General features: G+C 66.0%; 9 protein-coding genes. 3 read left to right on the top strand and 6 right to left on the bottom strand.

Annotated features, from left to right (window positions below):
• Positions 1-244 precede the first annotated feature (244 nt).
• Positions 245-3,463, bottom strand: a complete 3,219-nt coding sequence (locus tag AC5P9W_RS18050) for an autotransporter family protein (protein WP_495219386.1) — start codon at positions 3,461-3,463, stop codon at positions 245-247.
• Between the two features lie 557 nt (positions 3,464-4,020).
• Between AC5P9W_RS18050 and AC5P9W_RS18045 the strand changes: the two genes are divergently transcribed.
• From AC5P9W_RS18045 to AC5P9W_RS18035, 3 genes are all read left to right on the top strand, one after another.
• Positions 4,021-6,201, top strand: coding sequence for an autotransporter family protein (locus tag AC5P9W_RS18045; protein WP_495219385.1), 2,181 nt, complete (start codon positions 4,021-4,023; stop codon positions 6,199-6,201).
• A 496-nt stretch (positions 6,202-6,697) separates the two neighbouring features.
• Entirely contained in the window at positions 6,698-7,108 is a 411-nt protein-coding gene (locus tag AC5P9W_RS18040) for a hypothetical protein (protein ID WP_021204584.1), read from the top strand.
• 129 nt (positions 7,109-7,237) lie between these two features.
• Positions 7,238-7,609 (top strand): DUF805 domain-containing protein, encoded by a 372-nt coding sequence (locus tag AC5P9W_RS18035; protein ID WP_021204583.1) that lies wholly within the window; start codon positions 7,238-7,240, stop codon positions 7,607-7,609.
• A gap of 147 nt (positions 7,610-7,756) precedes the next feature.
• On the opposite strand, the gene thiL is transcribed toward AC5P9W_RS18035, so the two are convergent.
• The 5 genes from thiL to AC5P9W_RS18010 all read right to left on the bottom strand — a co-directional run bounded on the left by thiL (position 7,757) and on the right by AC5P9W_RS18010 (position 11,709).
• Positions 7,757-8,719 (bottom strand): thiamine-phosphate kinase, encoded by a 963-nt coding sequence (gene thiL / locus AC5P9W_RS18030; protein WP_111097819.1) that lies wholly within the window; start codon positions 8,717-8,719, stop codon positions 7,757-7,759.
• 125 nt (positions 8,720-8,844) lie between these two features.
• Positions 8,845-9,324 (bottom strand): transcription antitermination factor NusB, encoded by a 480-nt coding sequence (gene nusB, locus AC5P9W_RS18025; RefSeq protein WP_005408062.1) that lies wholly within the window; start codon positions 9,322-9,324, stop codon positions 8,845-8,847.
• On the bottom strand, positions 9,321-9,788 hold the full coding sequence (gene ribH / locus AC5P9W_RS18020) for a 6,7-dimethyl-8-ribityllumazine synthase (protein WP_005408061.1): 468 nt from the start codon (positions 9,786-9,788) through the stop codon (positions 9,321-9,323). Before ribH ends, nusB begins: the two co-directional genes overlap by 4 nt.
• 197 nt (positions 9,789-9,985) lie before the next feature.
• The gene (ribB, locus tag AC5P9W_RS18015) at positions 9,986-11,086 is read right to left on the bottom strand and encodes a 3,4-dihydroxy-2-butanone-4-phosphate synthase (protein WP_021204342.1); all 1,101 of its coding nucleotides are present in this window, start codon (positions 11,084-11,086) and stop codon (positions 9,986-9,988) included.
• A complete protein-coding gene (locus AC5P9W_RS18010) occupies positions 11,083-11,709 on the bottom strand; it encodes a riboflavin synthase (protein ID WP_021204341.1) in 627 nt (208 codons plus the stop codon). The genes ribB and AC5P9W_RS18010 overlap by 4 nt, the downstream gene beginning before the upstream one ends.
• Between the last annotated feature and the right edge of the window lie 30 nt (positions 11,710-11,739).

Here is an 11,739-nt window from a genome sequence, read left to right as displayed (position 1 = left end):
GTTAAGGTGCGGGATGGGGATCGCTCGGCTCGTCTGTCGGCTGCTATCCGCAGATATCATGTTGACGGTCCCTCCACCCTGGCTCCTACATACCGCGTAGGAGCCGGGAGGAACATACAAGCCATGCTCGGCTGCTCTTCGTTCAGATCGCGATGAGCCGAGCGTAGGCTCGGCTCTACGGCAGCAGCCAAGGGGGCAGAGCCCATTGCCGTGGCAACGGGATCCGACCCCGCTGCACGCCCGCTTACCAGGCCTTGCGCAGGCCCAGCTGGCCACCCACATTGCGATAGCCACCGTCGCCGTGCTGCACGCTCACGCCACCCCACGCACCCCAGCGCTGGCCCAGCTTCAGCTCGGCACCGGCCTGCACCTCGTAACGGTTGCGTGGCACGTCCGCGCCCAGCGTGTCACCGTTGAACTGCAACGTGCTGGCGCCGCTGCCACGCAGCCAGTTCACGCCCAGGTACGGCTGCACGGCATTGTCGGCTGCAATGCCATGGCCAAACACACGCACGCCCAAACGCCCGCTCAGGCCACCGGCATCGGCGTGGTCGATCACCGTGCCGTTGCTCTCCACGTGGCGATCAGCGCGGAAATCGACATGGCTCAGCTGCAGTTGCGGCTGCACGTACAGCGCGCTGGCGGCACCCTGCCACACGTTGAAGGTGTAGCCGGTCTCCAGCGACACACTGGCCATGCGCGAATCGTAGTGCTCCGGCGCCAGGCCGATGCCCTGCACCCGGTTATCGAAACGGCCGTGCTGCAGGTTCGCATCAACGTACGCACCCTGCGTACCGTCAGCCGCCTGCAACCAGGTGCCGTACACACCCACGGCACTGCCACGCACCCGCCCCTTGGCGCTGTAGCCGGTCAGATCGGACACTGCACTGCTGTCAGCACGCCCCGTGCCCAGCATCACGCCGAACGCTGCATTGCCCCGGCGAACCAGCTCACTGCCGATCTGCAGCACCGAGGTGTTGCCATCGATCGACAGTTGACCGCCGACCGCGCTGAAGTCCGCCTGCTGCCGGCCCACGCGCGCCCACGCGGCACGGCCTTCATCCAGCGATACGGCCCCGATACGGTCGTTCAGACGATGGGAAAACATGTTGATGGCCGCCGACTGGTTTGCCAGATAGGCACCGGCTTCCGGGCGCAGTACCGGCGGCGGCAGGATCGGATTGATTGGATCCACCGGATCCGTCGGGTCGATCGGATCCGGGCCCGGATCGACCGCGCACCCCGGCGCAGCCGGGTTGTCCTGGCAGACATCGAACCATTGCGAACGCAGATACCAGTTGCCATCGGTGGGATCCGTCACGCCCCCCTTGAACAGGAAATACTCGTACGATCCGCCCACCGCGCGGCCGCTCAGTGCGTAGCTCGCCAGTGATGCACCGTCGATCTCGATCAGTTGGATGCCATCCTTTGTCTGCGCACCCACCCCACCGATGTTCTTCACCGCGATCAGCGCATCGCCGGAGGTATCGCCGCGCACGTGCAGGCGATCCATCGCGCTGTCATCGCCGGCCAGCGCGCCCTGGAACAGGAACGTGGCCCCTTCGCTGTGCAGGTCGCCGTCCACGGTGAGCGTATTGAAGCGACCACTGCCGTCAGACAGTGCCACGCCACTGTTGAGCACCTGAAGTTCGCCTACCGTGGCATCACCGCTCAGTGTCCACTGGCTGCCGCTCTCGATCGCCATCGTCTGCACCAGGTCGGAACTGCCCTGCCACAGCGACCCATCCGCCAGCCGCACATGCACATTCGACTGTGGTGGCAGGCCTGCGTCCTCGTCCTCCGGGGTGATGACGATGTCGCCCACCATCTGCGAGCCTCCGCCCAGTGCAACATCGAAACGTCCGGCCACTGCGGCATCCAGTGCCAGCGCGATGCCATTGCCGCCCGATACCACCGCGCCGTTGGACAGGGTCAGGCCCGGGTCGCGGCTGCTGCGCAGCCATACACCGCCATGCTGGGCGCTCACCAGCGAACCGCCATCGATTTGCATACGACCGTTGTCATTGATCACCGCTGCCCATGCGCCTTCGCCTTCGGTGCGCACGTGGGTGTTGTTCAGCGTCATTTCGCCGGTGCCGCCAGACAGCACACCGTGTGAGTTGACGCCGGTGGTGCGCACGACACTGTCGGCCAGATGCACGGTGCCGCCCAGGCGCGCGATCGCGCCAACGGCGCCCGGGCCCTCGGTCAGGATGTCGATCTCGCTGGCAGTTGCGACCGGACGAACACCCGCCGCGCCTTCTGCATACAGGCCATGACCGTTCTGGCCGAGAGTGCGCAAGCGGCTGGAGGTGACGTGAGCGGTGCCGCCCAGCACCGAGATCGCCTGCCAATAGATGCCATCGGAGGTAATGGTCGAACCTTCGACCATCAGGTCTCCGTTCTCCACCAGGATGCCGACGCCGTTCTGGGTGGTGATCGAGGAGCCGGTCACCTTCGCCACGACATCGCGCTGGTTCATGTTGATGCCCGTCGAAACACTGTCGAGTTGACTGTTCTGGAGGGTCAGGTCAGCACCTTCGGTCATATGGATGCCGTAGTGACCGGACAGCTCCACTCCCATCAGCCGCAGCACACCGCCTCCACCGGTGGCGAAGCTGACAGCACTGGCGTTGTCTCCGCGCGCATGGACGCTGCCGCCACGCATCTCAAGCTCTCCTCCTACGAACAAGCCCATGCCCGAGCGTTCGTGGGTGAGATTGATGTCCACATCTTCCAGCAACACCTTGCTGCCCAGGCCCGCCAACACGCCCGAGGCACCTGCACCACTGCCGTTGATCTGGACCGAACGCAGCGTCACATCGCTGCTGCCCTCTGCCCACAGTCCCTGCCCGCTGCTGCCTACTTCGATGCGGATGCGTTCTGCCTGGAGCGTTCCGCCAACAGCCTCAAGACCATTGGACTGGCTTCCGTGGACGGTGATAGTGCTGTCATGGATCTGCGCCTCGCCGCCGCGGACTGTCACTCCGTGTGACAGTCCGCCACGGGTGACGATATCCACACGCTCCAGCTGGATGCGCCCGGCGAGCGACTCAGCGCCGTGCGAGGTGGTTCCCAACGTCTCGATGCGCGTACCAACGGCCTGAACGTGCCCCCCGGCGGATGCCGATAGACCCGCCGCGCCCCGGCCGGTGGTCATGACCTGCCCGCCGTTGAGCTGGATGCTGCTGCCCACGCCCTCAGCCCGTGCGGCGGCGGCACGCAGCCCGTCGGTGCGCAGATTGACCTCGCCGGCTGGAATGATGGTGCCGCCGTTTACGGCAAGGAACGCATGACCGGCCGGATTGCCGGGCTCGACCGGCTCGGTCGTGGCGTAGTCGCCGGCCGCTGGGTTCTGCTCATCGCCATCGGCAACGACCTGCTGCGCCATCGCTGGCGAAACGATGGCCAGCGCGAGGGCCAGTGCCGAGTACAGGCGGCAACGCGAATACGGTAGGTGCATGACAGCTCTCCATGAAAGGAGCGCCATGTTCGGCATCTGCGGGGCAATCCAACATCGAATGCGTTGCAATGCCGGTGCGGCGCATTGCCGCAGCTGAAGCACTGTCTGAACGGGCGCCGGCCAGAGCAGGGGATGCAAGCACGCTTTGCAACTAATTGCATGGGAACAGAGACGGCAGCAGCCGAAACTGCGCCCCATTCGAGACACGCATTGTCGCCATCGACCCATCACTCAGCCTTCACGCGGTCGCGGCGTATACGTCACCCGCCTGAACAGGGGGCCGGCAACCGCAGTGGCAGTGCAGTGTCCCATCCGTCTCCCTTGTAGAGGACCAGACCATGCGTCTAGATCGGCCCCGCACTTCTCTTCCCTGCCTCCGCCCGCTGGCACGCGGCCTGCTGCTTGCCGTGGCGGTAGCACCTGCAGCTGCTGTATTCGCAGGAGATCTGGACAATCAGCGTGCCGATGTCGGTCCCGGCGATCCGATCGAAGCCTGGACGTTGCGCAATGACTCACGGCTGAGGGTGCTCGGCGGTGAGACGCAACGCATCCAGGCCATGGACTCCACCCTGTACATGGCGCGCGCGGTGATCAACCAGAGCGGCGCTGATGCGCTCTCGGTCCAGTTGCTGGGCGCGTCATTGCTGGAGGCGCAAGGCACTATCTTCCGCGGCGGTATCAGCATCAGTGATTCGTCCCAAGCACATCTGGTGGACAACCATATCGTTCTAGACTCCGCCGACATTCCGGTGGGCGCAGCGAGTTCCATTGGTGTCGATCTCGACAGATCGCTGTCCGGCACAGGTAGCGGCTCGCCGCGGGCGATTCTCGATAACACCCGAATCCAAGTGGCCGAAGCCCCCGGTGCAGCCGAGTACAACAGTGGATTGGGAGTGCGCTTGCAGAGAGGGCAGGCGGACATCGTCAACGGCTCGCAGATTCTCGCGGCCAATGTCGGTGTCATGCTCTGGTCGCTGGTTCCCGGCGCCACGGCCCCCATTCGCCTCAACATCAATGACTCCAGCCTGCAGTCGCGGCGCGGCGCGGCGATACGGGTCATGCCGGGCCTGGAGGGTACTTACGAAATCAATGTGGCCAACGATTCAAAGCTGATCGGTGGCGATGGCAACCTACTGCTGGTGCAGGCCCCCACCGCCGCGAGCACCGCACGTACCAACGTCATCTTCACCGTTGATGATTCCCGGCTGGCCGGCAACGTGACCCTCGACCCAGCCACGGTCACCAATGGCACGCTGGACATCATCCTGCGCAACAAGGCGCAGATCGACGGCCGCTTCCTCAACGTCACCTCGGCCAGCATCGACAGCGACAGCACCTGGCTGATGACCGGCGACAGCAACGTCGGCCACCTGGCGCTGGGTAGCACCGGCACGGTGGCACTCGGCAATGGCAGCACGTTCAACACGCTCACCGTGGATACCTTCGACGGTGCCGGCGGTACCCTGCTGTTCAACACCCAGCTGGGTGACGACAGCTCGGCCACCGACAGGCTGATCATCAAGGGCGATGCCAACGGCCAGGCCAACGTGCGCGTGCTCAATGCCGGTGGTGCGGGCGCGAAGACCGACAAGGGCATCGAACTGATCCGCGTGGGCGGTGCGTCCAATGCACAGTTCGACCTGCAGGGCCGTGCGGTGGGCGGGCAGTACGAGTACTTCCTGTTCAAGGACGCGACCAACGGCGGTTGGTACCTGCGCTCGGAGCTGGCCGGCACGCCGGACCCGTGCGTGGTGGATCCCACACTGCCGGAGTGCACGCCGGTCGATCCGGTGGACCCGGTCGATCCGATCGACCCCACGCCGGTGCTGCGCCCGGAAGCCGGCGCGTACCTGGCCAACCAGTTTGCGATGGACCAGCTGCTGCGCCATGGCTGGCGCGACCGCCAGGGCGGCAACACCTCCGCCGTTGACGGCGTGCGTGGCTGGGCCCGCGTGGACGGCACGCAGAGCAAACTGTCTGCCGTGGAAGACCAGCTGGACCTGCGCGTGGACCGCTCGCGCCTGCAGCTGGGTGCCGACATCGGCGTGTTCGACAACGGCCAGGGCCGCGTGGGCGTGATGGGTACGCTGGCCAAGTCCGATGCCACCTCGCGTTCGCAGCTGACCGGCTACAGCGCACGTGGCAAGGTCAACGGTGGCGCGCTGGGCGTGTACGGCAACTGGAGCAACGATGCACTGTATGTGGATACCAGCGTGCAGCGCGGCCAGTTCCGCAACCGCGTGCAGGGCGAAGGCCTGGCCGAGGAACGCTACGACTCGGACATCTGGCAGTCGTCGCTGGAAGCCTGCTACCGCTTCGGTATCGGCCAGATCGGCAGCACCGCGCTGAGCCTGCAGCCGGAACTGCAGCTGATCTACACCGACGCCAGCACCGACCGCCACGAGGAAGCCAACGGCACGGTGGTGCGCAGCCTGGGCGACAGCGGCCTGTCCGGCCGCGCGGGCCTGCGCCTGCAGGGCGAAGGCCGCAGTGCCGCCGGGGCGTCGGTCAGCCCGTATGTGGTGGCCAACTGGTACCGCGACGGCGCCAGCAACGGCATGGCGTTTGATGATGAAGCACTGAAGGCCAGCGTGCCGCGCAACCGCTACGAATTGAATGCCGGCGCGCGCGTGGACTTCCGTTCCGGGCTGAGTGCGTGGGGTGGCTTCGGCGTGATGCGCGGTGACCATGGGTATCGCGAAGCGACGGCCAATCTGAGCATGTCGTACCGCTGGTAATGTAGAAACATGCACGGCGCCGGATGATTCCGGCACCGTTCTGCGTTCTGTAGAGCCGAGCCATGCTCGGCTGCTTTTCTCAACGGTGGCGACAGTAGTCGAGCATGGCTCGACTCTACAGGGAATGTCGCATTCGGCAGGCAGCGCCCTCCGCCACCTGCCCGTGACGAAGTTGCAGCACTTTCGAACTTTCCAACTTTTCTCATTGGCAGCATTGGTGCTGCGTGCAAATGATGGACCGCCACCGACAACGGGTGGCACGGGCTTCCAATCCCGTTTGGTAAATGTTGTTTACGCTTGCCTGCCGGCGTCGCCCTTTCCTTGTTGGGTGGCGTCGGCAGGCAATCTGTCCGTGCATCTATGGCGGACGGTGCGTGGGGGCCTCGTGCCCGCCGGCGTTTGACAACGTTAGCCACCGGTATTGGAACCATGCACCGTCCGCCACCCTCGCTGTTAAGCGGGGTGGCTCCTTCGTCACATGCACAAGGAAGCCGCCATGACTGCCACACACTACCCGTTCCTGTTCGCCACCCTCGGCGAGGCCGCCAACGTGCTTCCCGAAGCCGTCGCGCGCGCGTTGGAGACCACGCTGAGCGCCACGCACGGCAACACTGTGCCGGCCAGCACCTCGTTATTGGCGTGCCTGCAGCGCATCCGCCAAGTGGATGCCGCCGACGGCCAGCCCTGGCCAGAGAAGGGCCGCACATCCGGACAGCGCATGGCCATGGCCCGCGCCAACCGCGCCAATGCCGGGCTGACGTTGCTATTGGAACTGCTGCACGCGACCGAACGCGTGCGCGTGGATGGCGATGAAGATCAGCAGGTGGGTGACGACGTGCGCGAAGGGCTGCTGCTGGCCTGCCGCGGGTTGGCCGAGTATGTGGATGTGCAGTTGCACGCGACTTGAGCAGCGCGCGTTCTGAACTGCGGAAGAGCGCTCAGTTCCGTATTGCACGGTTCGCGATTACAACAAATCTGATGGCCGACCTATCGCGCTGGCGCGGATAGTTCGCACTTCTTCTCAGGGAGTGTACCGATGCACAAGATGATGGTTCCGCTGAAGCGCTATACGCAGTTCAGTGGACGCGCCAGCCGCAGCGAGTACTGGTGGTTCCAGTTGTTCATGATGATGTTCACCATTCCGTTGAACGTGCTGGGCTTCATCGCCGGGTACACCAACTCCACATCGCTGGCGCTGGTTTCGTCCGGGCTGATGTTGGTGGTTTGGCTGGCGCTGGCGCTGCCACTGATCGCGGTGACCATTCGCCGGCTGCACGATACCGATCGTTCGGGCTGGTGGTTGTTGCTTGGGCTCGTGCCGATTGCCGGCCTGGCCGTGCTGGTGTTCATGCTGCTGCCCAGCACGCCGGGCGACAACCGGTTTGGTAAGCCCGTTCCGCACGTTTAAGGGGGGCGCCGGGCAATGCCCTGCGTTCCCGTTCGCCACGGCCCCGCCTTGTTAGGTGTCGACCTTGGTCGATACGGAGAAACGCCAACCAAGGTTGGCATCTACCACAGCAGCGCGGTAGCGCCGGGCCATGCCCGGCGTCTTCGCTCAGGCGAAGTGCTGGTAACCGCCGTCGGCGGCTTCGCCATCCACGTGCACGCCCTGCCCTTCGGCAATGCGGCCGATGCGGGTGAGCGGCACGTCCAGCGATTCGGCCAGGTAGTGCAGGGCGTCGCGCTGATCGGCGGCGGCGGTGAAACACAGCTCGTAGTCATCGCCACCGCGCAATGCGCAATCACGCGCACCGTCGCGGCCGAGCAGATCGCGCAGCGCGTGCGAGATCGGCAGCGAATCGGCATCGACGTGTGCGGCCAGGTTGCTGCGCGTGGCGATGTGGCCCAGATCGGCCAGCAGACCATCGGAGACATCCACCGCTGCATGCGCGAAGGCACGCAGGCGCAGGCCGAGGGTGACTCGCGGCGTCGGCCGCAGCAGGCGCAGGCGCAGGCGTTCGTAGTCGGCCAGCAGGGTCGCGGTGGCCACGTTCAGCGCACCCTGCTGCCACAGGCGCAGCGCGCCGGCGGCATCACCCAGCGTGCCGCTCACCCATATGTCATCGCCCACCTGTGCGCGGTCGCGGCGCAGCGCCTGGCCACGCCCGACCTGGCCCATCGCAGTCACCGACAGCGACAGCGGACCGCGCGTGGTGTCGCCGCCGATCAGCGCGATGTCGTGCTGGTCGGCCAGGGCAAAGAAGCCATCGGCGAAGGCCTCGATCCAGTCTTCAGACGCTTCCGGCAGCGACAACGCCAGCGTGCACCACGCCGGCCGCGCGCCCATCGCGGCCAGGTCCGACAGGTTGACCGCCAGGGTCTTCCAGCCGATGTCGAAGGCCGGGGTTTCCACCGGGAAGTGCACGCCGCTGTTGAGCGTGTCGGCGGTGACCACCAGTTGTTCGTTGGCGCGCGGCTGCAGCAGCGCGGCGTCGTCACCGATGCCGAGCAGGATGTCGTCGCGCTCGAGGGTACGGGCGCGGATGCGTTCGATGAGGGCGAATTCGGCCAGGGACATGGGGCGTTCTACTTTCATGTAGAGCCGAGCCATGCTCGGCTGCAGTTCGATCACGCGCCGCACTGCCGGACGCAACCGTGCGCTGCACGGTGAGCCGAGCATGGCTCGGCTCTACAGGAATCGGGTCAGTGACCCGATTCGACCTTGCGCCATTCCACGGCGGCACGATCCAGCACGCCGTTGACGTAGGTGTGGCCATGTTCGGAACCGAAACGCTTGGCCGATTCGATGGCTTCGTTGATCACCACGCGGTACGGCACGTCCAGGCGGTAGCGCAGCTCGTAGGCGGCCAGGCGCAGCACGGCGCGTTCGATCGCGTCCACTTCTTCGATGCCACGGTCCAAGTACGGGCCGAGCGCTTCGTCGATGTCGCGACGGTTGTCGAGCACCCCGTGCAGCAGCGCCTCGAAGTAGGCCAGGTCGGCAATTTCGCGGGCCTGCTCGTGGGCGAACTGGGCGATCAGCGACTGTGCGTTGCCGCCGGAGATCTGCCAGGCGTAGATGGCCTGCACGGCACGACGGCGGGCGCGCGAGCGCAGCACCGGATCGACGCCATCGCGACGGACGGGTTTACCGGAGGGCTTGCCCTGGGTGTTCTTGTTCATGGCAGCTGCTCCAGAAGATTGACCATTTCCAATGCGGCGAGTGCGACTTCCTCGCCCTTGTTGCCGTGGCTGCCGCCTGCGCGGGCCTCGGCGTCTTCAACGCGTTCCACCGCCAGCACGCCGTTCAGCACCGGCACGCCGAAATCCAGCTGCACGCGCATCAGGCCCTCGGCGCAGCGGTCGGCCACGTGTTCGTAATGACGGGTATCGCCACGGATCACGCAACCCAGGGTGAGGATGGCGGCGTGTTCGTGGGCGGCGGCCAGGCGCGCGGCCACCAGCGGCAGCTCCCAGGCACCCGGCACGCGGATCACGTCGATGTTGGCTTCGGTGATGCCGTTGCCGGCCAGGCTCTGGCGGGCGCCAGCGACCAGCGTGTCGGTGATGCGGGCATTCCAGCGGCTGGCCAGGATGGCGAAGCGCGCCGATTCGGGAGTGCGAAGATCGCCTTCGAAGTGGCTCATATGCGGCTTGGGGACTCGATAAGGGGGTAATTCTAGCGTGGATGGGCCCCGGCCGTGGCTGGCGGAGGCCCAGGGCTGTGCCGACCGACGGTCGGCACCCACCCGAGGTAGGGCATGGTCGGCACCCACCGGTAGTGCCGGCCGCTGGCCGGCAATCCCAGGGAATGCGGTTGCCGGCCAGCGGCCGGCACTACCCATTACAGAGTGACCGTCTCCACCACTTCCAGGCCGTACCCGGCCAGGCCGATCTGGCGGCGCGGGGTGCCCAGCACGCGCAGCTTGCCCAGGCCCAGGTCGGACAGGATCTGTGCGCCGGCACCGTTGCGGCGCCACTGGCCCACATCCTTGTCCTTGCCCGGCACCACCGGTGCCGGCTGCTGGCGCAGGCGGGCCAGCAGGGCTTCGCCGTCGCGTGGGGCCGACAGCACCACCATCACGCCCGCGCCTTCGGCATCGATCGCACGCAGGGCATCGGTGGCCGCCACGCCGAAGTCGTCACGGCGCCAGTGCAGCAGGTCGGCCAGCGGGTTTTCCACCTGCACACGTACCAGGGTCGGGGTGTCCGCGTCCGGGGTGCCGCGGACCAGAGCGAAATGCAGGTCGTGGGCGATGCGGTCGCGGTAGGTCACCAGCTTGAACGGGCCGAATTCGGTGTCGATCTCGCGCTCGTCGACACGTTCAACGGTCTTTTCGGTGGCCAGGCGGTAGGCGATCAGGTCGGCGATGGAGCCCATCTTCAGGCCGTGCTCGCGGGCGAACACTTCCAGCTCCGGGCGGCGCGCCATGCTGCCATCCGGGTTCAGGATCTCCACCAGCACGCCAGCCGGCTCCAGCCCGGCCAGCATGGCCAGGTCAACGCCGGCTTCGGTGTGGCCGGCGCGGGTCAGCACGCCGCCCGGCTGGGCGATCAGCGGGAAGATGTGGCCCGGCTGGTGCAGGTCCGACGGCTTGGCGTTGGGCTTCACCGCGGTGCGGATGGTGTGCGCGCGGTCATGCGCCGAAATGCCGGTGGTGACGCCCTCGGCAGCCTCGATGCTGACCGTGAAGTTGGTCTGGAACTGGGCGGTATTGGCCTGCACCATCGGCGCCAGGCCGAGGTCGGCGGCGCGGGTGCGGGTCAGCGGCAGGCATACCAGGCCACGGCCGTGGGTGACCATGAAGTTGATGTCACTTGCCTTGACCAGCTCGGCGGCCATGATCAGGTCGCCTTCGTTCTCGCGGTCTTCGTCATCGACGATGACCACCATGCGGCCCTGGCGGATGTCTTCCAGGATTTCCGGGATTGGGGCGAAATTCATGCGACGTCTCCCTGGGGGTGCTGACCGTTGGTCGGCACGCTGATCAGCCGCTCCACGTAACGGGCGACCAGATCGATTTCCAGATTGACCGCGTTGCCCACGCCGGTGGCGGAGAAGGCGGTGTTGGCTACCGTGTGGGGGATCAGGGCGACTTCAAAACCCTCATCGTCCACTTCGTTGACGGTGAGGCTGACGCCGTCCACGCAGATCGAGCCCTTCCTGGCGATGTAGCGGCGCAGCGAGGCCGGCGCGGCGAAACGCCAACGCTGGGCACGCGCGTCTTCGTGGATGGACAGGACCTGGCCAAGGCCGTCGACGTGGCCGCTGACCAGATGGCCGCCGAGGCGGTCGGTCGGCCGCATGGCGCGCTCCAGGTTGATGACCGCCCCTTCGCCCAGCTGGCCCAGCGTGGTCAGGCCCAGGGTTTCGGTGGAGGCATCGGCCTGGAAGCTGCTGGCGTCGAATGCGATGACGGTGAGGCAGACGCCGTTGATGGCAATGCTCTCGCCCATCTGCACGTTGTCGAACGGCAGGTTTCCGACATTGAAGGTGAAGCGGACATCGCCGCCGATGGATTCGCGTGCGGCCAGACGGCCGACGCCTTCGATGATTCCAGTAAACAAGAAACGTTCTCCGCGAAAAGTGAGCGAAAA

The organism is Stenotrophomonas sp. YJH_SMC_33, from assembly GCF_059372295.1.
This window is presented reverse-complemented; position numbering and strand designations above follow the sequence as displayed.